Genomic DNA, 22613 nt, shown 5'->3' on the forward strand with positions numbered 1-22613 from the left:
TCGTAGTGCCGCCGCCGCTGCGGGCGGTCTGCCGCCGGGGGCGGCACGGGTGGGTGCCGGGGGTGCCCCCACCCCGGCGCCCGCCGCCGCGCCGGTCGATTTCAGGCGGCCGGGAACGCCAACCCGGCCGCCTCCCGCGCGCACCCCCACGCCACCGTCACCCCGGCCCCGCCGTGCCCGTAGTTGTGCACCAGCAGGCGTCCGCCGGGCAGCGGCTGCCTCTCCAGCCGTACCGCGTCCCGGGCCGGCCGCAGCCCCACCCGGTGGTCCAGCACCCGCGCCTGGGCGATCTCCGGCCGGACCCCCGCACACCGGGCGACGATCGCCGTGGCGGTGTCCGGGTCCGGCTCCAGGGACCAGTCGTCCTCCTCCGCCGTACCGCCCAGCAGCAGCCCGCCCGGCTGCGGGAAGAAGTACGTGGAGGTGTCGGCGTCGTGGCCGGCCGACGTGAACCAGGTCGTGATCCCCGGGTTCTCCACCACCACCAGCTGCCCCCGCACCGGACGCACCGCCGGGTCCGGCACCAGCGAACGCGCGCCCAGGCCCGTGCAGTTGACCACGACCGGCGCGGGCACTGCGGCGAGGTCGGTCACCTCACGCGTCTCCACCACCCCTTCGGCCTTCGCGAGCCGCTCCCGCAGCCACGCCAGATGCACCGGCATGTCGATCACCGGCAGCCGCGCCGCGAGACCGTCGGGCACGGCCCACAGTCCCGGCACCCGGCCCGCCCACGCACCGAGTTCGTCCAGCCGCAGCCCCCGGTGTACGCCGTCGACCAGGCGTACGCCCGTCGCCTCCGGCCGCCCCGCCAGCTCCTCGTAGACGGTGAGGGACTCCAGCGCCCAGGCACCGGCCAACGGTGCGGGCCGGATGCGGTACGGCCACCACAGGCCGCCGGCGACCGCCGAGGTCGTACGCTCGGCGGGCTCCCGCGCCCACACCCGTACCCGCCGCCCGGACTCGGCCAGCACCACGGCCGTCGTCAGCCCGACGACCCCGCTCCCGACCACGATCACTTCGTCACTCGGCTCGCTGTCCACGCCAGGACGATAGGCCTGGCCCGGCCGACTCTGTCATGCTGCGCTCACATGCGTGTCGATGTGGGAATACTCACAGCATGTCTGCCGCATACGCGACCTTCGGCCTGGCACCGGCGATCCGCGCCGGCGGTGTGCTCGCCGACGGCGGCTACCAGGTGCACCGCGACTTCGTGGACTTCGTCGTGGACGGCCGTCCGCTGCTGTTCCGGCTGTCCGACCTCGACGCCGTCTCCCCGCTCGCCTCGGACGTCCCGCCCGCCATCTTCACCGAGCAGGTGCGCGCGCTGCTCCTGGAGGCCGAACCCCCGCTCCCGGACGGCCGGTTCGTCATCTACGGCTGCCCCGAGTGCGCGGATCTGGGTTGCGGAGCGGTCACCGCCGTCATCGAGCGCGAGGGCGAGGACTACATCTGGCGGGACTTCGCCTGGCAGACGGACGAACATGCCGACCTGGAGCTCAACGGCTACCACGGCATAGGGCCGTTCCGTTTCCACGGCGCCGAGTACCGCGCGGCACTCGGCGCCCTGATGGACGGCTCCGCCACGCCCCGCCGGCGGGTACTGCTGATCGGCGCCCGGGTCGCGGTGCTGGCCAGGCTGGCCGCGGCGCTGCGCACCATCGGCATCGGCGCCGACATCACTCAGGACGCCCGGGCCGTGCCCGCCGAGGAACTGCGCGGCTACGGCGCGGTCGCCTTCGGCCGCGCGGTCGGCGAGGCCGAGCGGGCCGCCGTGCTGGAGGCCTTCGAACGGGCCGGGGTCGACATCGCCCGCGTGGACGGTCTGGCCCCGATCGTGCCGCTGCTCGTCGCCCAGATCGAGCACGCCCTGGACCGCAGCCCGCTGCCGCAGCGCCGGCTCACCGGGCTCACGGCCGCCGCAGGCACCGCGGACGTCGAGGTGGCCTCCGCGTGCCGGGTGCGGATCACCGCCTACCGCCTCGACCGGCTCTACCGCACCCACGTCCGCGAGGTGTTCGACGGCGTCCTGGAGCCCGGCCGGCACCGCGTCCCCCTCGACCCGAAGGCGGTCAAGGGGGAGGCGTTCGTCGTCGCCCGCACGACGGGAGGCGTGCTCACGGCACCGGTCGCGAGCGGGACTCGCAGCTGAGGCGCGGGGCCGGGGGCGCGGGCGCGATTCGGGATTGAGCGCCGGGGCCGGGGGTGCGGGCGGGAAGCGGGGGTGACGTGCGGGGTCGGAGCCGCGGGGGAGTCGGGGTTGACCTGCGGGGGCGGGGGGGGGTGTGCGTGGGAGTCGGGGTTGATGTGCGGGGGCTGGGTGACAGGGGAGTCCGTGTATGTGCGGGGGTGGGGGTGATCTGCGGGGTCGGAGCCGCCGGGGAGTCGGGGTTGCCGTGCGGGTCAGGGGGGTGTGGGTGGGAGTCGGGGTTGCCGTGCGGGTCAGGGGGGTGTGGGCGGGAGTCGGGGTTGGTGTGCGGGGGCTGGGTGACCGGGGAGTCGGTGTATGTGCGGGGGCGGGGGTGACGTGCGGGGTCGGAGCCGCGGGGAGTCGGGGTTGACGTGCGGGTCAGGGGGGTGTGGGCAGGAGTCGGGTTTGATGTGCCGGGTATGGGTGACCGGGGGACCGGGGCCGACGTGCGGGGTCAGGGCCGCCGGCGGGACGGTGCGGCGTCGGGCCCGGCGGACATCGCGGCCGAGACGCCCATGCCCGCCCATTAGGATCGGCCTCCTGATGACTGCCACCCTCGTCGCCAAGAACCTCGCCGCCGGCCACGGCGACCGCTCGCTCTTCTCCGGCCTGGACCTCGTCGTCGCGCCCGGTGACGTGATCGGTCTCGTCGGCGCCAACGGCGCGGGCAAGTCCACCCTGCTGAAGCTCCTCGCCGGACTCACCGCACCCGAACAGGGCGAACTCAGGCTGTCCCCGCCGACCGCCGCCGTCGGCCATCTGCCGCAGGAGCCGGAGCGCAGGCCGGGCGAGACCGTCGGGGAGTTCCTGGCCCGCCGCACGGGTGTCGCCGAGGCCCAGCGTGTCATGGACGAAGCCACCCAGGCACTCGTGGACGGCGCGCCCGGCGCCGACGACGCCTACGCGACCGCCCTGGAGCGCTGGCTCGGCCTCGGCGGTGCCGACCTGGAGGAGCGGGCGGAGGAGGTCGCCGGCTCCCTCGGTCTCGCCGTCGGCCTGGACCAGCCGATGACCTCCCTCTCCGGCGGCCAGGCGGCCCGCGCCGGACTCGCCTCGCTGCTGCTGTCCCGCTACGACGTCTTCCTGCTCGACGAGCCCACCAACGACCTCGATCTCGACGGCCTGGAGCGCCTGGAACGCTTCGTCACCGGCCTGCGCGCCGGCACGGTCGTCGTCAGCCACGACCGCGAGTTCCTCACCCGCACCGTCACCAAGGTCGTGGAACTGGACCTCGCCCAGCGGCAGATCAGCCTCTACGGCGGCGGATACGCGGCCTACCTGGAAGAACGCGAGGTCGCCCGCCGGCACGCCCGCGACGAGTACGAGGAGTACGCCGACAAGAAGGCCGCCCTCCAGGACCGCGCCCAGATGCAGCGGACCTGGATGGACAAGGGCGTGAAGAACGCCCGGCGCAAGGCGGGCAACGACAACGACAAGATCGGCCGCAAGTTCCGCAGCGAGGCCAGCGAGAAGCAGGCCGCCAAGGCACGGCAGACCCAGCGCATGATCGAGCGCCTGGAGGTGGTCGAGGAGCCGCGCAAGGAGTGGGAGCTGCGCATGGAGATCGCGGCCGCCCCGCGCTCCGGCGCGGTGGTGGCGACCCTGCGGGACGCCGAGGTGCGGCGCGGCGACTTCACCTTCGGGCCGGTGTCCCTGCAGATCGACTGGGCGGACCGGGTCGCGGTCACCGGGGCCAACGGCGCCGGCAAGTCCACCCTGCTCGGTGCGCTGCTGGGCCGCGTCCCGCTCGACTCCGGGCACGCCGCGCTCGGCTCGGGCGTCCTGGTCGGCGAGGTCGACCAGGCCCGCAAGCTGTTCCACGGCCCCGAGACGCTGCTCGACGCCTTCTGCACGGCCGTCCCCGACACGGAGCCGGTCGAGGTCCGCACCCTGCTCGCCAAGTTCGGCCTGAAATCCCACCACGTGCCGCGCCCGGCCGCGAGCCTCTCCCCGGGCGAACGCACCCGCGCCGCCCTGGCCCTCCTCCAGGGCCGGGGCGTCAACCTCCTGGTCCTGGACGAGCCGACGAACCACCTCGACCTGCCCGCCATCGAGCAACTGGAACAGGCCCTCGACACCTACGCGGGCACCCTGCTCCTGGTCACCCACGACCGCCGCATGCTGGACGCGGTCCGGGTGACCCGCCGCCTGGAGGTGGCGGACGGGAAACTGACGGAGAGTTAAGCCCAGCGGGCTGCGGCCTCCTTGGCCGCTCGCTCGACCCGGCCGAGGTGCTCCGGGTCGTGCGGTGCGACGTTCGGGCCGTCCGGGCGCTGACCCACCGCCCCGTCGATCAGCTCGCGCACGATGTCGGCGTGGCCCGCGTGCCGCTGGGTCTCGGCGATCATGTGGGTCAGGATCCGGTGCAGCGTCGTCTCCTTCGGCGCGCCCGGCACCCGGTCGAGCGCGTCCAGGGGCAGCGCCGCGATCGTCTCGTCGGAGTGGGCGCAGGCCCGCCGGTACCGGCCGACGATGTCCTCACGGGACTCGTCGGGCCGCGCCCACAGGTCCGCGTCCGGCTCGGCGTCGCCGGTGAACCACAACGGCGTTCCCGCGAAGGGCCGGCCGAAGGCCGCGCCGAAGTACAGGGCCTCGGCGCCGGCCAGGTGCTTGACCAGGCCGAGCAGGTTCGTGCCGGTGGGCGTCAGGGGACGCCGGATGTCGTACTCGAGCAGGCCGTCGAGTTTCCACAGCAGTACGTCGCGGGCGTCCTGGAGGTACACCAGGAGGTCGTCCTTGGGATCGGTCATGTAGGGAGTCTGCCGACCGGATGATCTCCGTCCACCGGTTTCCCGCCGATGGACGGCACGGGGCCGGAGCCGAGTGGCCCCGGCCCCGGCCGGTCAGCGCTTCTTGGGGTCCAGCAGCCCGGCCCGGCGCAGCGCGTCGGCCATCGCGCTGTTGGCCGGTGCCGGCGCCTGCCGGCCGCCCCGGTCACCGCCCCGGCTCTGCCGCTGGCCCTGTCCGGCGCCCTGCCGCTGGCCCTGTCCGCCGCTCTGCCGCTGGCCCTGTCCGCCGCCCTGCCGCTGCTGCGGCGGACGGTCACCGCCACCGCGCTGCTGGCGGCCGCCGCCCTGCCCCTGCGGCGCGGCCTCGTCGTCCAGGCGCAGGGACAGCGCGATCCGCTTGCGCGGGATGTCCACGTCGAGGACCTTCACCTTGACGATGTCACCGGGCTTGACGACATCGCGCGGGTCCTTGACGAACGTCTTCGACATCGCCGAGACGTGCACCAGGCCGTCCTGGTGGACGCCGACGTCCACGAAGGCGCCGAAGGCCGCCACGTTCGTCACCACGCCCTCCAGGACCATCCCGGCGGACAGGTCGGAGATCTTCTCCACGCCCTCCTTGAAGGTGGCCGTCTTGAACGCGGGTCGCGGGTCGCGCCCCGGCTTCTCCAGCTCCTTCAGGATGTCCGTCACCGTCGGCAGACCGAAGGTGTCGTCCACGAAGTCGGCGGGCTTGAGCGAGCGCAGCACGCCCGTGTTGCCGATGAGGGAGGCCACCTCCCGGCCCGTGGTCTTCACCATGCGGCGGACCACCGGGTACGCCTCCGGGTGCACGCTGGAGGCGTCCAGCGGGTCGGCGCCGCGGATGCGCAGGAAGCCCGCGCACTGCTCGTACGCCTTCGGGCCGAGCCGCGCCACCTTCTTCAGCTCGGAGCGGGACGTGAACGGGCCGTTCGCGTCCCGGTGCGCCACGATGTTCTCGGCGAGACCGGACGAGATGCCGGACACGCGCGAAAGCAGCGGCACGGACGCCGTGTTGACGTCCACGCCGACGCCGTTCACACAGTCCTCGACGACCGCGTCCAGCGAGCGGGACAGCTTCACCTCGGACAGGTCGTGCTGGTACTGGCCGACGCCGATGGACTTCGGGTCGATCTTCACCAGCTCGGCCAGCGGGTCCTGCAGGCGCCGGGCGATGGAGACCGCGCCGCGCAGCGACACGTCCATGTCCGGCAGCTCCCGCGAGGCGTACTGGGACGCCGAGTACACCGACGCGCCCGCCTCGGACACCATCACCTTGGTGAGCTTCAACTCAGGGTTCCTGACGATCAGTTCACCGGCGAGCTTGTCGGTCTCGCGGGACGCGGTGCCGTTGCCGATCGCGACCAGCTCGACCGCGTGCTCCTCGGCGAGCCGGGCCAGCTTGGCGAGGGCCTCGTCCCACTTGTTGGCCGGGACGTGCGGATAGATCACGTCCGTGGCGACGACCTTGCCGGTCGCGTCGACCACGGCGACCTTCACGCCCGTACGGAAACCGGGGTCCAGGCCCAGCGTCGCGCGCGTGCCGGCCGGGGCGGCCAGCAGCAGGTCGCGCAGGTTCGCGGCGAAGACGTTCACCGCCTCGTCCTCGGCGGCCGTCCGCAGCCTGAGGCGCAGGTCGATGCCGAGGTGGACGAGGAGGCGGGTGCGCCAGGCCCAGCGGACCGTGTCCGTCAGCCACTTGTCGGCGGCCCGGCCCCGGTCGGCGATGCCGAACCGGTGCGCGACGATGCCCTCGTACGACGAAGGCCCGTCCGTGGGCTCCTCCGGCTCCAGGACGAGGTCGAGGACCTCCTCCTTCTCGCCGCGCAGCATCGCCAGGATCCGGTGCGAGGGCAGCTCGGTGAACGGCTCGGCGAAGTCGAAGTAGTCGGCGAACTTGGCGCCCGCCTCCTCCTTGCCCTCGCGCACCTTCGCGGCCAGCCGCCCGCGCACCCACATGCGCTCGCGCAGCTCGCCGATCAGGTCGGCGTCCTCCGAGAACCGCTCCGTGAGGATCGCCCGCGCGCCCTCCAGGGCGGCCTGCGGGTCGGCGACGCCCTTGTCGGCGTCCACGAACGCGGCGGCGGCCGCCAGCGGCTCCACCGCCGGATCGCCCAGCAGACCCTCCGCCAGCGGCTCCAGGCCCGCCTCGCGCGCGATCTGCGCCTTGGTGCGCCGCTTGGGCTTGTACGGCAGGTAGACGTCCTCCAGCCGCGCCTTGGTCTCGGCGCCGCGGATGCGGGCCTCCAGCTCGTCGGTGAGCTTGCCCTGCTCGCGCACCGACTCCAGGATCGCGGTCCGCCGCTCCTCCAGCTCCCGCAGGTAGCGCAGCCGCTCCTCGATCGTGCGCAGCTGCGCGTCGTCGAGCATCTCGGTCGCTTCCTTGCGGTAGCGGGCGATGAAGGGCACGGTCGAACCGCCGTCGAGCAGTTCCACCGCGGCCCTCACCTGCCGCTCCCGTACGCCGAGCTCCTCGGCGATCCTGCCTTCGATGGATCCTGCTCCGATGGATCCGGGTGTCGTCACGATCCCGTACCGCCTTCTCCACTGAGGTTGCGCGGCAATTGTGGCAGGTGACACCGACAACCGGGGATCAGGGCGGTGCGTGGCGGGCCGCCGGGGCCCGGCTCAGGCCCGGCCCCCGTGCGCGGACGACGAGGCTCCGCCGAACAGCCGGGCCACGGCCCGGAACGGCAGCGTGACCACCGTGGCGACGGCGCCGCCGATCTGCCGCAGTACGTCTGCGATGGCTCCCAGCACGGAAATCTCCTTCCTTCGGGCGAGTGGCGTCCGGGTACCTCACCGACCCGCCCGCATGCCCGGCCATGGCAGAAAAGGTGGGAAACACGTCATTGCGGCCGTACTCCCGGCGGCGAAGAATCGAGGGCATGGCGCAGCGAACCCTCCTCTTCGTCCTCTTCGACGGTGTGCAGAGCCTCGACGTCACCGGTCCGCTCGAGGTGTTCGCCGGCGCCGAGAAGCACACGCCGGGCACCTACCGGATCCGTACGGCCTCCCTGGACGGCGGCCCGGTGCGCACCTCCAGTGGCCTGACCCTCGTACCGGACGAGGCGTTGACCACCGCCTGCGACCCGCACACCCTGCTGGTCCCCGGCGGCCAGGGCACCCGCGCCCCCGACCCCCGGCTGATCGAGTGGCTGCGCGCCCACGGTCCGCGCGCCCCGCGTCTGGTCTCGGTGTGCACGGGCGCCGTCCTGCTCGCCGCCGCCGGGCTCCTCGACGGCCGCCGGGCGACGACCCACTGGGCGTACTGCGACAAGCTCGCCCGCGACCACCCCGCCGTCACCGTGGACCCGGAGCCCATCTACGTCCGGGACGGGGACGTCGCCACCTCGGCCGGCGTGACCTCCGGCATCGACCTGGCCCTCGCCCTGGTCGAGGAGGACCTGGACCGGGACGTCGCGCTGGCCGTCGCCCGCCACCTGGTGGTCTTTCTGCGCCGGCCCGGCAACCAGGCGCAGTTCAGCGCCCAGCTCGCCGCCCAGACCGCCCAGCGGGCACCGCTGCGCGAGGTCCAGCGGTGGATCACCGAGCACCCGGCCGGCGACCTCACGGTCGAGTCGCTCGCCGCCCGGGCCCGGCTGTCACCGCGCCACTTCGCGCGCGCCTTCCGCGAGGAGACCGGCGCGACTCCCGGCCGTTACGTCGACCGGGTCCGCCTGGAGCACGCCCGCCGCCTGCTGGAGGACACCGCCGACGGCATCGAGGTGGTCGCCCGCGCAAGCGGCTACGGCACACCCGAGGCCATGCGCCGCGCCTTCGTCAAGGCCCTCGGGACGGCCCCGGCCGAGTACCGCCGCCGGTTCCGGCCCGCCACCACCCACTGAAGGGACACCCCATGCAGATCGCCGTGGTCGTCTACGACCGCTTCACCGCGCTGGACGTCGTCGGGCCCTACGAGATCCTCAGCCGGCTCCCGGACGCGGACCTCACCTTCGTCGCCGAGCGGCCCGGCCCCGTCCGCACCGATACGGGCTTTCTCGCCGTCACCGCCGACAAGGCCCTCGACGAGGTGCCCCGTCCCGACCTCCTGGTGGTCTCGGGCGGGCCCGGCACCATGACCCAGCTGGAGAACCCGGCCCTGCTGGGCTGGCTGCGCGCGGCGGACGCGACGAGTACGTGGACGACCTCGGTCTGCTCGGGCTCGCTGCTGCTCGCCGCCGCGGGGCTGCTGCGCGACCGCCGGGCGACCAGCCACTGGACCGCACTGGACCTGCTGAAGGAGTTCGGCGCGGAACCGACGAGCGAACGGGTCGTGACCGACGGCAAGTACGTCACCGCCGCCGGGGTCTCCTCCGGCATCGACATGGCGCTCACCCTGACCGGACGGATCGCGGGAGACGAACACGCCCAGGCCGTCCAGCTGCTGACGGAGTACGACCCCCAGCCGCCCTACGACGCCGGTTCCCCGCGGAAGGCGCCCGCGCACCTGGTCGAGGAACTGCGCGCGGGCAGCCGGTTCAGCCTGACGCAGACACCCTCCACGTGAAGCGCGGGTGCCGGCGCTCCAGGAACGCGGTGACCCCCTCCGCGGTGTCGCCGCTGCCGCGTGCCTGCTCCGCCCAGTGGGCGTCCCGGTCCGTCCTGCCGTTCGCGAACTCCTTCGCGGCGGCCTGGGTGAGCTGCGAGCGGGAGACCAGGATCCCGGTCAACTCGGCGACGCGCTTGCCCAGTTCGCCCTCCGGCAGCACCTCGTCCACCAGCCCGGTGGCCAGTGCCCGCCCGGAGTCGATCAACTCGGCCGTGAACAAGAGGTACTTGGCCGTGGCGGGACCCACCAGCGACACCAGCCGGCGGGTCGAGGAGGCCGGATAGACGATGCCGAGCCGCGCCGGTGTCACCCCGAACAGGGCGCCCTCCTCGGCCAGCCGCAGATCGCAGGCCGCCGCCAGCTGGGCCCCGCCGCCCACGCAGTGCCCGCGCACGGCGGCCAGAGTCGGTTTGGGGAACGCGGCGAGCGCCTCCTCGGCCGCCACGGCGAGTCCCGGGGCCTCGTCCGGTGACCCCTGGAGCGTGGAGATGTCCGCCCCCGCACAGAAGGTCCCGCCTTCCCCGGTGAGCACCAGCGCCCGGACACCGGGGTCGTGCGCCAGGCCGTCCAGCAGCGGTGGCAGCGCCCGCCACATCGCGGCGGTCATGGCGTTGCGCTTGGCCGGGTTGCGGATGACGACGGTGGCGACAGCGCCTTCGACACGGTGCGACAGCTGGGGCTCCATGGGCCGGATGGTATCGGGGGCCGGCTTCCCGCAGGGTGCCTCACCCCGGCGTTACCGAATCCCTCCAGCGGGGATCCATAAGGGAGGGAGGGGCAGACGGAGGTGACCGAGGAGGCGGCGATGGCCAAGTTCGGCACACGCAAGCCCAAGGACAGGGTGGCGAAGCTGCGCCACGGCTTCGGCTGGCTCGCCGTGCTCGGCGTGATCCTGGTCCTCGCCGGGCTCGTGGGACTCGTCTACACCAGTGTCGCCACGCTCACCTCGATGCTGCTGTTCGGCTGGCTGCTGCTGATCGGCGGGATCGTCGGCCTGCTGCACGCGATCCAGGCCCGCGGCACGAACTTCTTCTGGCTCGGCGTCATCGTCGCCGCCCTGAACATCGCGGCCGGTGTCGTCGTCATCCGCCTGCCGCACGCGGCCGCCGCCGCCCTCACCATGTTCGCCGCGCTGCTGTTCCTCGCCGCGGGCCTCTTCCGGCTGGTCGGCAGCCTGATCGTGCGCGGTCCGCAGTTCGGCTGGACGCTGCTACTCGGCGTTTTCGACCTGCTGCTCGGGATCCTGGTCCTCGCCTCCTGGCCGAGCAGCAGCCAGTACGTCATCGGCGCCTTCTTCTCGCTCGCCCTGCTCTTCGACGGCCTCGGCCTCCTGGCCACCGGCTACGGCGGGCGCCGGGTCGTCGGGCTCGTCTCCGAGCACCGGTAGCCCCGACCCGACGACCCGATTAGTTCGGGAACCGGCGCCGGTGCGACAGGAACAGTCCCCACACGTGACCGTGTCATACGCACTCGGTCATGAACCGCTCGATACCCGGTGACTTGCGTTCAGGTGCAAAGGCCGCAGCCGGTCGTTACCAACACTCGACGTGTGGTGACAATCGAGCGCGAGGGTGGCGACCGGACGATGGACAACCACGGGCGCGGGGACGGCCCGCGCCCAGCGCGGGAGGCCGAGCGGCCGCCCGATCCACTGCCGTACGAGGGCGTCTGGCGGTTCACCGCCGCCGCGGTGGACGCCTCGGTCCCGCAGGCCCGGCACGCCGTCCGGGACCTGCTGCTGCGCCAGGGTGTGCCGGTCTCCGACGAGCTGGTGTACGGCCTGCTGCTGATCGTCTCCGAGCTGGTCACCAACGCGGTGCGGCACGCGGCGCTGCTGTCGCCGATGCTGGCCGTGGAGGTCGCCGTCGGAGCCGAGTGGGTGCGGGTGTCCGTGGAGGACAACCACCCCTACCGCCCGACGGCGCTGGAGGCCGACCACGGCCAGACCGGCGGCCGGGGCCTGCTGCTGGTCCGCGAGGTGGCACGGGAGGCGGGCGGCATGGTCGACGTGGAGCACACCGCGAGCGGCGGCAAGGTGATCTGGGCCGCCCTGCCACTCAAGCCGGCGGCGTTTCCGTAGGGCCGCCCACGCCTGCGGCGCTCCCCCAGAGCCGCTCACGTCTGGGAACGGTCGGGCGGTGCGGCTCATGTCCGGGGACGGTCGCGTAGGGCCGCTCATGTCCGGGGACGGCTCAGGGTCCTGGCGTGACCGTCGGCCCCGTCCTTTCAGCGCCGTCTCGCGCAGAGGCCGCCCACGCCTGCGGCGCTCCCGCAGAGCCGCTCATGTCCGGGGACGCTCCCGTAATGCCTCTCACATCCGGCGGCGGTCACGCGGTGCCGCTCATGTCCGGCGGCGGTCCCGGGAGTCGCTCACGTCCGGGGACGGTGCAGGGTCCCGGCGTGGCCGTCGGCCCCGTCCTTTCAGCGCCGTCTCGCGCAGAGGCCGCCCACGCCTGCGGCGCTCCCGCAGAGCCGCTCACGTCTGGGAACGGTCGGGCGGTGCGGCTCATGTCCGGGGACGGTCGCGCAGTCCCGCTCATGTCCGGCGGCGGTCCCGCGGGCCGCTCATGTCCGGGGCGGTTCCGTAACCGTCCCGGCGGGCGGCTGCGCCGGGGAACGCTCACCAGCCCGCGGACGGGCCCGTCAGCTCCCTGATCGCCGGACGGGCCGCGTCCAGGACGGTCATGAACCAGGCCGAGAAGGGGTCGCGGGCGTGCCGCTCCGCCAGCTCGGCCGCCGTCACGAAGGCCGTGCCCCCGACCTCCTCCGGATCCGCCGCGAGCGGCGCCTGCACCAGGCCGACGAACAGGTGGTTGTACTCCTGCTCGACCAGCCCCGAGGCCGGGTCCGGGTGGTTGTAGCGGACCGTGCCCGCCTCCGCCAGCAGCGACGGGGACACCCCCAGCTCCTCGAACGTGCGCCGGGCCGCGGCGGCGAACGGCGCCTCGCCCGGGTACGGGTGGCCGCAGCAGGTGTTGGACCACACACCGGGGGAGTGGTACTTGCCGAGCGCCCGCTGCTGGAGCAGCAGCCGGCCCTGCTCGTCGAAGAGGAACACCGAGAACGCGCGGTGCAGCTGTCCGGGCGGCTGGTGGGCGGCGAGCTTCTCCGCCGTACCGGTCGTCACACCCTTCTCGTCGACCAGTTCCAGCAAAATCGCCTCTGCGGTGCCGTTCGACGAGCTGTGCGTCGCGGTGGCAGGTGTGATCGGCATACCCATCCTTCGCCTCGGTCTTCGCACCCCAAGTCTGCCGTACGAATCCGGCACTCCCGGCGCTTCCCGGCACGTCCGCACGCGTGGCGGCGCCGGGAGTGGGGCCCGGTAGATCATCGTGCCCGGTCAGGGGATCACGGAACCGTCCGGGGCGGGTGTCGAACACCTGTGCGTGCCGTCAGTGGCACAGCCGTGCCTCGTGCTCCGCGTGCCCGCCCGGCTCCAGCTGGAAGGTGCAGTGCTCGACGTCGAAGTGGTCGCCGAGGCAGCCCTGCAGCTCGTGCAGCAGCTTCTCGTGGCCGATGGCGCTGAGCACCTCCGAGCTGACCACCACGTGGGCCGACAGCACCGGCATGCCGGAGGTGATCGTCCAGGCGTGCAGGTCGTGCACGTCCTCCACACCGTCCAGGGCCAGGATGTGCGCCCGTACCTCGGCCATGTCGACGTTCTTCGGGGCCGCCTCCAGCAGCACGTCCAGTGTCTCGCGCAGCAGCTTCACCGTCCGCGGCACGATCATGACGCCGATGACCAGCGAGGCGACCGGGTCGGCGGCCTGCCAGCCGGTGGTCAGGATCACCGCGGCCGAGATCAGCACCGCGACCGAGCCCAGTGCGTCCGCGGCGACCTCCAGGAAGGCGCCGCGCACGTTCAGGCTCTCCTTCTGCCCGCGCATCAGCAGGGTCAGCGAGATGCCGTTCCCGACCAGGCCGATCAGACCGAAGACGACCATCAGGCCGCCGCGGGTCTCCGCAGGCGTGACGAACCGCTGGACCGCCTCGTACAGGACGTATCCGCCGACGCCGAGCAGCAGCAGGCAGTTGGCCAGGGCGGCCAGGATCTCGGCGCGGGCGTAGCCGAAGGTGCGGTTGGTGCTCGGCGGACGGTTGGCGAAGTGGATTGCGAGCAGGGCCATGCCGAGCCCCACCGCGTCGGTCGCCATGTGGGCCGCGTCCGCGATCAGCGCGAGCGAGTCCGCGACCAGGCCGCCGACGATCTCGACGACCATGATCGTGAGCGTGATGCCCAGCGCGATCCGCAGCCGGCCCCGGTACGCGGCCGCGGCCGTACCCGTGGCCGGCGCATGCGTGTGCGCGTGCCCGTGGTCGTGCCCTGCCCCCATGAAGACCGCCCTTTCGTCTGCGTCCGGCAGGCCCCAGTGAACTACGGGTGGGGGGTATGGGGCAACGCGGCACTGAACACCGTTGTCATGTGGCCTGACCTGCGGAAACGTTCCGCAGGTCAGGACGGGTGCGGCTCTCGGCCCCGATCACCTGCCGGACTCGGCCCGCCCGGCTCACCCGCCCCGGTGCAGCTGCCAGCCCCGCCAGGCGGACTCCACCATCTCGCGCACCCCCCGCCCGGCCCGCCAGCCGAGGGTCTCGGCGGCCCGCTCCGCCGAGGCCACCGCACGCGGCGCGTCCCCCGCCCGGCGCCCCTCCACCACCGGCTCCCGGCGGTTCCCGGTGACCTCACCGACGACCGTGATCAGCTCGCGCACCGAGACACCCTCGCCCCGCCCGATGTTCAGCGTCAGATCGCCGGACAGGCCGCCGTCGGCGAGCCGCCGCGCCGCCGCGAGATGGGCCTCGGCGAGGTCGGCGACATGGATGTAGTCCCGGATGCAGGTGCCGTCCGGTGTCGGGTAGTCGGCACCGAAGATCCGCGGGGCCTCGTCGCGGGTGAGCCGGTCGAAGACCATCGGCACGATGTTGAACACGCCCGTGTCCGCCAGCTCCGGCGCCGCGGCGCCCGCCACGTTGAAATAGCGCAGGCACACCGTGGAGATTCCGTGTGCCTTCCCGGCGGCCCGTACCAGCCACTCCCCGGCCAGCTTGGTCTCGCCGTACGGGTTCACCGGCGCGCACGGGGTGTCCTCGGTGATCAGGTCCACGTCCGGGTTGCCGTACACCGCCGCCGACGAGGAGAACAGCAGGCGGTCGATCCCCGCCTCGGCGACCGCGTCCAGCAGCGTGGCGAGACCGCCCACGTTCTCCCGGTAGTAGCGGGTGGGCTGGGCCACCGACTCGGCGACCTGCTTGCGCGCCGCGAGGTGGACGACACCCGTGACGCCGTACTCCGCGAAGACCCGCTTGAGGCACGCCCCGTCCAGCGTGGACCCCTCCACCAGGGGGACGTCCGCCGGGAGCCGGCCGGGGACGGCGGCCGACAGGTCGTCCAGGGCCACGACGCGTTCCCCGGCCCCGGTCATGGCCCGCGCCACATGCGCCCCGATGTATCCGGCTCCGCCGGTGATCAGCCAAGTCATGGTCGTCCACCCTATGCCGAGCCGCCGCCGTGTCGCCGATGCCCGCAGATGCCCGGTTCTGCGCCCACGGGTTTGTGGGGCGGGCCCCGGATCACCGATGATGATCGCGGCAAAGGCCGGGGCAGCCTCCGTGGGCCGGGCCGTGAACGGCCGGTGAACAAGGCTTCCGCCCATCCGATACCCTCTGCCGACATGCCGCCCGGGTGCCGCAGGCAGGGCGCCCCACCACGTGAGAGACCGGCGCCCCCGCCGGCACCCAGGGAGTGAGTTCGGTTGCCGACCGCCATTGTCACCGGTCAGCCGGTCCCCGGATCGTCTCTCGAGAACGATCTGCGGTCGCTCGGCTTCGACGTCCGGGTGGCAGCGGACGCCGCCGAGGCCGAGACCCTGCTCGCCGCCGCTCCGGCCGGCGACCGTGTGGCCGTCCTCGACGCCCGCTTCGTCGGCCATGTGCACGCGCTGCGCCTCGGCCTGACCGACCCGCGCTTCCCGCTCTCCGCCGTCCCCGGCGCCGTCACCGCCCAGCCGGCCGCCCGGCAGGCGCTGACCCGGGCCGTGGCCCGCGAGACCTCGGCCGGCGGCGGTACCGCACTGGCCGTGGACAGCCTCGCCGACCGGATCGTCACCGCCCTCGACACCGACGGCTGCGAGGTGCACCGGCCCGAGCTGGGCAGCCTGGTCGCCGCCGTCCCCGCCGACCCGCAGGCCCGCAACGAGGCACGTCAGGCCGTCGCCGCCGTGGACGACGAGGCCGTACGCCTGAAGTCCGCCGTGAAGTCCCGCGACGGCTTCTTCACCACGTTCTTCATCAGCCCGTACTCGCGCCACATCGCCCGCTGGTGCGCCCGCCGCGGCCTGACCCCGAACCAGGTCACCACCGCCTCGCTGCTCACCGCCCTGATCGCGGCGGGGTGCGCGGCGACCGGCACCCGGAGCGGCTTCGTCGCGGCCGGTGTGCTGCTGATCGCGTCCTTCGTCCTGGACTGCACCGACGGCCAGCTCGCCCGTTACGCCCTGAAGTACTCCACGCTCGGCGCCTGGCTCGACGCCACGTTCGACCGGGCCAAGGAGTACGCCTACTACGCCGGCCTCGCCCTCGGAGCGGCCCGGGGCGGCGACGACGTGTGGGCCCTCGCCCTGGGCGCGATGATCCTGCAGACCTGCCGGCACGTGGTCGACTTCTCCTTCAACGAGGCCAACCACGACGCCACCGCCAACACCAGCCCCACCGCCGCCCTGTCCGACAAGCTGGACAGCGTCGGCTGGACGGTGTGGGTGCGCCGGATGATCGTCCTGCCCATCGGCGAGCGCTGGGCGCTGATCGCGATCCTCACCGCGGCCACCACCCCGCGGATCACCTTCTACGTCCTGCTCGTCGGCTGCGCCTTCGCGGCGACGTACACCACGGCCGGCCGGGTGCTGCGGTCCCTGACCCGCAAGGCCCGGCGCACGGACCGGGCCGCCCGGGCGCTGGCGGACCTCGCCGACTGCGGACCGCTGACGGAGGCACTCCATCGGGTCGCCCCGCGCGGCCTGCCGGGCCTCGCCGTCCCGGTCGTCGCCCTGCTCGGCGGCGCCGCGGTCGTCGCCTGCTCCGCCCTCACCGGCTACGGCTCGGTGCTGCCGGTGGTCGGAGCCCTGGTCTACGTCCTCACCTCGGCCCTGGCCGTCGCCCGCCCCCTCAAGGGCGCCCTCGACTGGCTGGTTCCGCCCTTCTTCCGGGCCGCCGAGTACGGCACCGTCCTCGCCCTCGCGGGCAAGGCGGGGGTGAACGGAGCGCTGCCGGCGGCTTTCGGGCTGGTGGCCGCCGTCGCCTACCATCACTACGACACGGTGTACCGCATCCGCGGCAACGCCGGAGCGCCCCCGGCCTGGCTGGTGCGCGTCATCGGGGGGCACGAGGGGCGGACGCTGCTCGTCACCGTTGTGGCGGTGGTGCTCACCGCCTCGCAGTTCACCGTCGCGCTCACGGTCCTCGCCGTGGCCGCCGCCCTCGTGGTGCTCGCCGAGAGCATCCGCTTCTGGGTCTCCGCCGGGGCCCCAGCCGTACACGACGAAGGAGAACCCGCATGATCGGCCTTGTGCTGGCGGCCGGCGCCGGACGGCGTCTGCGCCCCTACACCGACACCCTGCCCAAGGCGTTGGTGCCGGTGGGGCCTGCGGGCATAGAGGGCGAACCGACCGTGCTGGACCTCACCCTCGCCAACTTCGCCGAGGTCGGGCTGACCGAGGTCGCGATCATCGTCGGCTACCGCAAGGAGGCCGTCTACGAGCGCAAGGCGGCCCTGGAGCAGAAGTACGGCCTCAAGCTCACCCTCATCGACAACGACAAGGCCGAGGAGTGGAACAACGCCTACTCCCTGTGGTGCGGCCGTGACGCCCTCAAGGACGGCGTGATCCTCGCCAACGGCGACACCGTGCACCCGGTCTCCGTCGAGAAGACCCTGCTCGCCGCCCGCGGCGACGGCAAGAGGATCATCCTCGCCCTGGACACGGTGAAGAACCTCGCCGACGAGGAGATGAAGGTCGTCGTCGACCCCGAGAAGGGCATGACGAAGATCACCAAGCTGATGGACCCGGCCGAGGCGACGGGCGAGTACATCGGCGTCACCCTGATCGAGGGCGACGCCGCCGCCGAGCTGGCCGACGCGCTGCAGACGGTCTGGGAGACCGACCCGCAGCAGTTCTACGAGCACGGGTACCAGGAGCTGGTCAACCGCGGCTTCAAGATCGACGTGGCGCCGATCGGCGACGTCCAGTGGGTCGAGATCGACAACCACGACGACCTCGCCAAGGGACGGGAGATCGCGTGCCGCTACTGACCCGGCTGATCCCCTCGCCGGTCGTCGTGGACATCCGCCCCGGTGCCCTGGACGACCTGGCCTCGGTCCTCGCCGACGAGCGCATCGCGCAGTCCGGCCGGCTCGCCGTCGCCGTCAGCGGCGGCTCCGGCGCGAAGCTGCGCGAGCGCATCGCCCCCTCGCTGCCCGGCGCCAGCTGGTACGAGGTCGGCGGCGGCACCCTCGACGACGCGATCCGGCTGGCCGGCGAGATGAAGTCCGGCCACTACGACGCCGTCGTCGGGCTCGGCGGCGGCAAGATCATCGACTGTGCCAAGTTCGCCGCGGCCCGGGTCGGCCTGCCCCTGGTCGCCGTGCCGACGAACCTCGCGCACGACGGCCTGTGCTCGCCGGTCGCGACCCTCGACAACGACGCGGGACGCGGTTCCTACGGTGTGCCGAACCCGATCGCGGTCGTCATCGATCTGGACGTCATCCGCGAGGCACCGGCCCGTTTCGTCCGGGCCGGCATCGGCGACGCGATCTCCAACATCAACGCGGTCGCCGACTGGGAGCTGTCCAACCGGGTCAACGGCGAGAAGATCGACGGTCTCGCCGCCGCCATGGCCCGCCAGGCCGGCGAGGCGGTCCTGCGCCACCCCGGCGGCATCGGCGACAACGGCTTCCTCCAGGTGCTCGCCGAGGCGCTGGTCCTCACCGGTATCTCGATGTCGATCTCCGGAGACTCCCGGCCCGCCTCCGGCTCCTGCCACGAGATCAACCACGCCTTCGACCTGCTGTTCCCCCAGCGGGCTGCCGCCCACGGCGAGCAGTGCGGACTGGGCGCGGCCTTCGCGATGTACCTGCGCGGGGCCCACGAGGAGGCGGCCCGCACCGCCGAGGTGCTGCGCCGGCACGGGCTCCCGGTCCTGCCGGAGGAGATCGGCTTCACGGTGGACGAGTTCGTGCGCGCCGTGGAGTTCGCCCCGGAGACCCGCCCCGGCCGCTACACGATCCTCGAACACCTCGACCTCAAGACGAACCAGATCAAGGACACCTACGCCGACTATGTCAAGGCCATCGGTAGCTGAACTCCGTCCGGTCGTCCACCCCGCGGGGGTGAAGGACCGGCGCAGCGGTGAGCACTGGATGGGACGCCTCTACATGCGCGAGGTGTCCCTGCGGGTCGACCGCTACCTGGTGGGCACCGGGGTCACGCCCAACCAGCTCACGTACCTGATGACCGTCTTCGGCGTGCTCGCGGCCCCGGCACTCCTGGTGCCGGGGATCTGGGGCGCCGTGCTCGGCGTGGTGTGCGTCCAGATGTACCTGCTGCTGGACTGCGTCGACGGTGAGATCGCGCGCTGGAAGAAGCAGTACTCGCTGAACGGCGTCTACCTGGACCGGGTCGGCGCCTACCTGACCGACGCCGCGGTGCTCACCGGCTTCGGCCTGCGCGCCGCCGACCTGTGGGGCGGCGGCCGTATCGACTGGCTGTGGGCCTTCCTCGGCACCCTGGCCGCACTCGGCGCCATCCTCATCAAGGCCGAGACCGACCTCGTCGGAGTCGCCCGCCACCAGGCCGGCAAGCCGCCGGTGCAGGAGGCCGCCGCCGAGATGCGCTCCTCCGGGATGGCGCTGGCCCGCCGGGCCGCCGCCGCCCTGAAGTTCCACCGGCTGATCCTCGGCATCGAGGCATCCCTGCTGATCCTGGCCCTGGCCGTCGTCGACCAGGTGCGCGGCGACCTGTTCTTCTCCCGGCTCGGTGTCGCGGTGCTGGCCGGCGTCGCCCTGCTGCAGACCCTGCTGCACCTGGTGTCCATCCTCGCCTCCAGCAGGCTGAAGTGAGTACCGCCATGCGCGTCGGCGCCGTCATCATCACCATGGGCAACCGGCCCGAGGAGCTGCGGGCCCTGCTCGACTCGGTCGCCAAACAGGACGGCGACACCGTCGAGGTGGTCGTCGTCGGCAACGGCTCACCCGTCCCGGACGTCCCCGAGGGCGTACGCACGATAGAGCTGCCCGAGAACCTGGGCATCCCAGGCGGCCGCAACGTCGGCATAGAGGCTTTCGGGCCGAGCGGCCGCGATGTCGACATAGTGCTCTTCCTCGACGACGACGGCCTGCTCGCCCGCCATGACACCGCCGAGCTGTGCCGCGAGGCCTTCGAGGCCGACCCGAAGCTCGGCATCATCAGCTTCCGCATCGCCGACCCCGAGACCGGCCGGACCCAGCGCCGGCACGTGCCCCGGCTGCGCGCCTCCGATCCGATGCGCTCCTCCCGGGTCACCACGTTCCTCGGTGGTGCCAACGCCGTCCGCACCCGGGTCTTCGCCGAGGTCGGCGGCCTGCCGGACGAGTTCTTCTACGCCCACGAGGAGACCGACCTGGCCTGGCGGGCGCTCGACGCCGGCTGGATGATCGACTACCGGTCCGACATGGTGCTGTACCACCCGACGACCGCGCCGTCGCGGCACGCGGTCTACCACCGCATGGTCGCCCGCAACCGCGTGTGGCTGGCCCGCCGCAATCTCCCCGCGCTCCTGGTCCCGGTCTACCTCGGTGTCTGGCTGCTGCTCACGCTGCTGCGCCGCCCCTCTGGGCCGGCCCTGAAGGCGTGGTTCGGCGGATTCCGGGAAGGCTGGACCACGCCGTGCGGCCCCCGCCGCCCGATGCGCTGGCGCACGGTGTGGCGGCTGACCCGACTGGGCCGGCCCCCGGTGATCTGAGAAGCTTCTCTTACCTGAAGAGAGCAAGCTTCTTACCGAGAGAGTTCCGGATTTCCACTCGTGAGTCACACAACGCATGACGGCGGTGTCGCGGTGAGCGCGATACCGTCGCCCGACGAGGGGCTGGCGGCGGCGCAGCTCGCCGCCAGGTACGGGCTCGCCGTGAGCGGCGCCCGGCCCTCGCTGGCCGAGTACGTCCGCCAGCTGTGGGGGCGGCGCCACTTCATCCTCGCCTTCTCCCAGGCGAAGCTGACGGCCCAGTACAGCCAGGCCAAGCTCGGCCAGCTGTGGCAGGTGGCGACACCGCTGCTCAACGCGGGCGTGTACTACTTCATCTTCGGCGTGATCCTGCACGCGAGCCGCGGTCTGTCCCAGGACGTGTACATCCCGTTCCTGGTCACGGGTGTGTTCGTCTTCACCTTCACGCAGAGCTCGGTCATGTCGGGCGTCCGGGCGATCTCCGGCAATCTCGGCCTGGTGCGCGCCCTGCACTTCCCGCGCGCCTCGCTGCCCGTCTCCTTCTCGCTGCAGCAGCTCCAGCAGCTGCTGTTCTCGATGATCGTGATGTTCGTCGTGGCGATCGGTTTCGGCAGCTACCCGAGCCCCGCCTGGCTGCTGATCGTGCCGGTCCTGCTGCTGCAGTTCCTGTTCAACACCGGGCTCGCGCTGATCGTGGCCCGCATGGGTGCCAAGACGCCGGACCTCGCCCAGCTGATGCCGTTCGTCCTGCGCACCTGGATGTACACCTCGGGCGTCATGTTCTCCATCAACAAAATGATGGAAGGCCGCCCCGAGATCGCGGTCCGGCTGCTGCAGGTCAACCCGGCCGCGGTGTACATGGACCTGATGCGCTACGCGCTGATCGACGGCTACGGCGCCTCGAACCTGCCGCCGCACGTCTGGGCCATCGCACTGTTCTGGGCCGTGGTCGTCTTCGCCGGCGGCTTCGTGTACTTCTGGAAGGCGGAGGAGAGGTACGGCCGTGGCTGAGCAGAACGCCGGGCGGAACGACGGGCAGCCCACTGGGGAGCGCCGCCCCACCGTCATCGCGGACGACCTGCACATCGTCTACCGCGTCAACGGCGCCAAGACCGGCAAGGGCAGCGCGACGGCCGCCCTCAGCCGGATCCTGAAGCGAGGCTCCGACGACGCGGCACGGGGCGTGCGCAGGGTGCACGCCGTGCGCGGCGTGTCCTTCGTCGCCTACCGGGGCGAGGCCATCGGCCTGATCGGCTCCAACGGCTCCGGCAAGTCCACGCTGCTGCGCGCCATCGCCGGCCTGCTGCCCGCCGAGAAGGGGGAGGTCTACACCGACGGCCAGCCCTCCCTGCTCGGTGTCAACGCAGCCCTGATGAACGACCTGACCGGCGAGCGGAACGTCATCCTGGGCGGTCTCGCCATGGGCATGCCCCGGGAGCAGATCAAGGAGCGTTACCAGGACATCGTCGACTTCTCCGGGATCAACGAGAAGGGCGACTTCATCACCCTGCCGATGCGCACGTACTCCTCCGGCATGGCCGCCCGGCTGCGGTTCTCCATCGCCGCCGCCAAGGACCACGACGTCCTCATGATCGACGAGGCGCTCGCCACCGGTGACCGCAAGTTCCAGAAGCGCTCCGAGGAACGCATCCGGGAACTGCGCAAGGAGGCCGGAACGGTGTTTCTGGTCAGTCACAACAACAAGTCCATCCGGGACACCTGCAACCGCGTCCTGTGGCTGGAGCGCGGTGAGCTGCGTATGGACGGACCGACCGAAGAGGTATTGAGGGAGTACGAGAAGTTCACGGGCAAGTAGCCTGTTTCGGCCAGGGCCCCGCCGGATACCGTCCGGCGGGGCCCTGCGTCCGTAAAGGAACCGTCAACTCCGGCTGGCGTCAGGAATCTTGGAACCAATCGGTGTGTTGTTGTGATGCGCAGGACACCCCGGCGAACCCCGCTGCGTTGTACAACGTAAGCTGTACCGGTGCCGGAAAGCGGCAAGTGGGGCGATAATGCGCGACACCCCGCGCCAGGGAGACCCGGCGAATTGCCGGGCGGCGTGTCCGAAATAGTGTGTATTGGGTCGGCAGTGTAGAACGGGAGATGTGACGGCAATGGCTACGGAAACTCCCCAGCTCAACGCAGCATGTGCCGT

21 protein-coding genes are annotated in these 22613 nt (G+C 72.3%); 13 read left to right on the forward strand and 8 right to left on the reverse strand.

Annotation, left to right across the window (positions count from 1 at the left end; all coding sequences use genetic code 11):
* Window positions 1-101: 101 nt before the first annotated feature.
* Complete coding sequence (locus ACZ7GZ_RS13735) at window positions 102-1016, reverse strand: FAD-dependent oxidoreductase (protein WP_471024089.1); 915 nt, start codon at window positions 1014-1016, stop codon at window positions 102-104.
* Between the two features lie 101 nt (window positions 1017-1117).
* On the opposite strand from ACZ7GZ_RS13735, the gene ACZ7GZ_RS13740 reads away from it, so the two are divergent.
* Together ACZ7GZ_RS13740 and ACZ7GZ_RS13745 are read left to right on the forward strand one after the other, a co-directional pair.
* The gene (locus tag ACZ7GZ_RS13740; protein WP_471023872.1) at window positions 1118-2149 is read left to right on the forward strand and encodes an oxidoreductase; all 1032 of its coding nucleotides are present in this window, start codon (window positions 1118-1120) and stop codon (window positions 2147-2149) included.
* A 582-nt stretch (window positions 2150-2731) separates the two neighbouring features.
* On the forward strand, window positions 2732-4372 hold the full coding sequence (locus tag ACZ7GZ_RS13745) for an ABC-F family ATP-binding cassette domain-containing protein (protein WP_471023874.1): 1641 nt from the start codon (window positions 2732-2734) through the stop codon (window positions 4370-4372).
* Here the strand turns inward: ACZ7GZ_RS13745 and ACZ7GZ_RS13750 are convergent.
* The 3 genes from ACZ7GZ_RS13750 to ACZ7GZ_RS13760 all read right to left on the reverse strand — a co-directional run bounded on the left by ACZ7GZ_RS13750 (window position 4369) and on the right by ACZ7GZ_RS13760 (window position 7698).
* Entirely contained in the window at window positions 4369-4938 is a 570-nt protein-coding gene (locus ACZ7GZ_RS13750; protein WP_471023876.1) for a DinB family protein, read from the reverse strand. The two genes, ACZ7GZ_RS13745 and ACZ7GZ_RS13750, sit on opposite strands and share 4 nt — an antisense overlap.
* A 93-nt stretch (window positions 4939-5031) precedes the next feature.
* Window positions 5032-7464, reverse strand: coding sequence for a Tex family protein (locus tag ACZ7GZ_RS13755; protein WP_471023878.1), 2433 nt, complete (start codon window positions 7462-7464; stop codon window positions 5032-5034).
* 102 nt (window positions 7465-7566) lie between these two features.
* Window positions 7567-7698: an LPFR motif small protein gene (locus ACZ7GZ_RS13760; protein ID WP_360083007.1), complete on the reverse strand. Its 132-nt coding sequence runs from the start codon at window positions 7696-7698 to the stop codon at window positions 7567-7569.
* Between the two features lie 128 nt (window positions 7699-7826).
* On the opposite strand from ACZ7GZ_RS13760, the gene ACZ7GZ_RS13765 reads away from it, so the two are divergent.
* Window positions 7827-8786 (forward strand): GlxA family transcriptional regulator, encoded by a 960-nt coding sequence (locus ACZ7GZ_RS13765; protein WP_471023881.1) that lies wholly within the window; start codon window positions 7827-7829, stop codon window positions 8784-8786.
* 11 nt (window positions 8787-8797) lie between these two features.
* Window positions 8798-9448, forward strand: coding sequence for a DJ-1/PfpI family protein (locus ACZ7GZ_RS13770; protein ID WP_471023884.1), 651 nt, complete (start codon window positions 8798-8800; stop codon window positions 9446-9448).
* Here ACZ7GZ_RS13770 and ACZ7GZ_RS13775 read toward each other — a convergent pair.
* Window positions 9420-10175: an enoyl-CoA hydratase/isomerase family protein gene (locus ACZ7GZ_RS13775; RefSeq protein ID WP_471023885.1), complete on the reverse strand. Its 756-nt coding sequence runs from the start codon at window positions 10173-10175 to the stop codon at window positions 9420-9422. The two genes, ACZ7GZ_RS13770 and ACZ7GZ_RS13775, sit on opposite strands and share 29 nt — an antisense overlap.
* Before the next feature lie 120 nt (window positions 10176-10295).
* On the opposite strand from ACZ7GZ_RS13775, the gene ACZ7GZ_RS13780 reads away from it, so the two are divergent.
* Window positions 10296-10877 (forward strand): HdeD family acid-resistance protein, encoded by a 582-nt coding sequence (locus ACZ7GZ_RS13780; protein ID WP_471024091.1) that lies wholly within the window; start codon window positions 10296-10298, stop codon window positions 10875-10877.
* A gap of 198 nt (window positions 10878-11075) precedes the next feature.
* Entirely contained in the window at window positions 11076-11570 is a 495-nt protein-coding gene (locus ACZ7GZ_RS13785; RefSeq protein WP_471024092.1) for an ATP-binding protein, read from the forward strand.
* Window positions 11571-12110: 540 nt separating this feature from the next.
* Here the strand turns inward: ACZ7GZ_RS13785 and idi are convergent.
* The 3 genes from idi to galE form a co-directional block, all read right to left on the reverse strand.
* Entirely contained in the window at window positions 12111-12704 is a 594-nt protein-coding gene (idi, locus tag ACZ7GZ_RS13790; protein ID WP_471023886.1) for an isopentenyl-diphosphate Delta-isomerase, read from the reverse strand.
* A 178-nt stretch (window positions 12705-12882) separates the two neighbouring features.
* A complete protein-coding gene (locus ACZ7GZ_RS13795) occupies window positions 12883-13824 on the reverse strand; it encodes a cation diffusion facilitator family transporter (RefSeq protein ID WP_471023888.1) in 942 nt (313 codons plus the stop codon).
* A 174-nt stretch (window positions 13825-13998) separates the two neighbouring features.
* A complete protein-coding gene (gene galE, locus ACZ7GZ_RS13800; protein ID WP_471023890.1) occupies window positions 13999-14970 on the reverse strand; it encodes a UDP-glucose 4-epimerase GalE in 972 nt (323 codons plus the stop codon).
* Between the two features lie 273 nt (window positions 14971-15243).
* Between galE and ACZ7GZ_RS13805 the strand changes: the two genes are divergently transcribed.
* The 7 genes from ACZ7GZ_RS13805 to ACZ7GZ_RS13835 are packed head-to-tail and all read left to right on the forward strand — an operon-like array spanning window position 15244 to window position 22274.
* Entirely contained in the window at window positions 15244-17043 is a 1800-nt protein-coding gene (locus ACZ7GZ_RS13805; RefSeq protein WP_471023892.1) for a DUF5941 domain-containing protein, read from the forward strand.
* A complete protein-coding gene (locus ACZ7GZ_RS13810) occupies window positions 17040-17792 on the forward strand; it encodes a phosphocholine cytidylyltransferase family protein (protein WP_471023894.1) in 753 nt (250 codons plus the stop codon). The genes ACZ7GZ_RS13805 and ACZ7GZ_RS13810 overlap by 4 nt, the downstream gene beginning before the upstream one ends.
* Window positions 17780-18841, forward strand: coding sequence for an iron-containing alcohol dehydrogenase family protein (locus ACZ7GZ_RS13815; RefSeq protein WP_471023897.1), 1062 nt, complete (start codon window positions 17780-17782; stop codon window positions 18839-18841). Before ACZ7GZ_RS13810 ends, ACZ7GZ_RS13815 begins: the two co-directional genes overlap by 13 nt.
* Window positions 18819-19598, forward strand: a complete 780-nt coding sequence (locus ACZ7GZ_RS13820) for a CDP-alcohol phosphatidyltransferase family protein (protein ID WP_471023900.1) — start codon at window positions 18819-18821, stop codon at window positions 19596-19598. The genes ACZ7GZ_RS13815 and ACZ7GZ_RS13820 overlap by 23 nt, the downstream gene beginning before the upstream one ends.
* An 8-nt stretch (window positions 19599-19606) precedes the next feature.
* Window positions 19607-20479 carry a glycosyltransferase family 2 protein gene (locus tag ACZ7GZ_RS13825; RefSeq protein ID WP_471024093.1) on the forward strand — a complete coding sequence of 291 codons (873 nt, stop codon included), beginning with the start codon at window positions 19607-19609 and terminating at the stop codon, window positions 20477-20479.
* Between the two features lie 60 nt (window positions 20480-20539).
* Complete coding sequence (locus ACZ7GZ_RS13830; protein WP_471023902.1) at window positions 20540-21469, forward strand: ABC transporter permease; 930 nt, start codon at window positions 20540-20542, stop codon at window positions 21467-21469.
* Window positions 21462-22274 carry an ABC transporter ATP-binding protein gene (locus tag ACZ7GZ_RS13835; protein WP_471023905.1) on the forward strand — a complete coding sequence of 271 codons (813 nt, stop codon included), beginning with the start codon at window positions 21462-21464 and terminating at the stop codon, window positions 22272-22274. Before ACZ7GZ_RS13830 ends, ACZ7GZ_RS13835 begins: the two co-directional genes overlap by 8 nt.
* Window positions 22275-22613: the final 339 nt, after the last annotated feature.

Source organism: Streptomyces sp. NPDC037288, assembly GCF_055603265.1.

What these genes read in the sequence shown, in the direction of transcription:
- ACZ7GZ_RS13740 (WP_471023872.1), top strand. Translation starts at nt 1,118, where the DNA reads ATGTCTGCCGCATACGCGACCTTCGGCCTGGCACCGGCGATCCGCGCC.
- ACZ7GZ_RS13745 (WP_471023874.1), top strand. Translation starts at nt 2,732, where the DNA reads ATGACTGCCACCCTCGTCGCCAAGAACCTCGCCGCCGGCCACGGCGAC.
- ACZ7GZ_RS13750 (WP_471023876.1), bottom strand. Translation starts at nt 4,938, where the DNA reads ATGACCGATCCCAAGGACGACCTCCTGGTGTACCTCCAGGACGCCCGC.
- ACZ7GZ_RS13765 (WP_471023881.1), top strand. Translation starts at nt 7,827, where the DNA reads ATGGCGCAGCGAACCCTCCTCTTCGTCCTCTTCGACGGTGTGCAGAGC.
- ACZ7GZ_RS13770 (WP_471023884.1), top strand. Translation starts at nt 8,798, where the DNA reads ATGCAGATCGCCGTGGTCGTCTACGACCGCTTCACCGCGCTGGACGTC.
- ACZ7GZ_RS13775 (WP_471023885.1), bottom strand. Translation starts at nt 10,175, where the DNA reads ATGGAGCCCCAGCTGTCGCACCGTGTCGAAGGCGCTGTCGCCACCGTC.
- ACZ7GZ_RS13780 (WP_471024091.1), top strand. Translation starts at nt 10,296, where the DNA reads ATGGCCAAGTTCGGCACACGCAAGCCCAAGGACAGGGTGGCGAAGCTG.
- ACZ7GZ_RS13785 (WP_471024092.1), top strand. Translation starts at nt 11,076, where the DNA reads ATGGACAACCACGGGCGCGGGGACGGCCCGCGCCCAGCGCGGGAGGCC.
- idi (WP_471023886.1), bottom strand. Translation starts at nt 12,704, where the DNA reads ATGCCGATCACACCTGCCACCGCGACGCACAGCTCGTCGAACGGCACC.
- ACZ7GZ_RS13795 (WP_471023888.1), bottom strand. Translation starts at nt 13,824, where the DNA reads ATGGGGGCAGGGCACGACCACGGGCACGCGCACACGCATGCGCCGGCC.
- galE (WP_471023890.1), bottom strand. Translation starts at nt 14,970, where the DNA reads ATGACTTGGCTGATCACCGGCGGAGCCGGATACATCGGGGCGCATGTG.
- ACZ7GZ_RS13810 (WP_471023894.1), top strand. Translation starts at nt 17,040, where the DNA reads ATGATCGGCCTTGTGCTGGCGGCCGGCGCCGGACGGCGTCTGCGCCCC.
- ACZ7GZ_RS13820 (WP_471023900.1), top strand. Translation starts at nt 18,819, where the DNA reads ATGTCAAGGCCATCGGTAGCTGAACTCCGTCCGGTCGTCCACCCCGCG.
- ACZ7GZ_RS13825 (WP_471024093.1), top strand. Translation starts at nt 19,607, where the DNA reads ATGCGCGTCGGCGCCGTCATCATCACCATGGGCAACCGGCCCGAGGAG.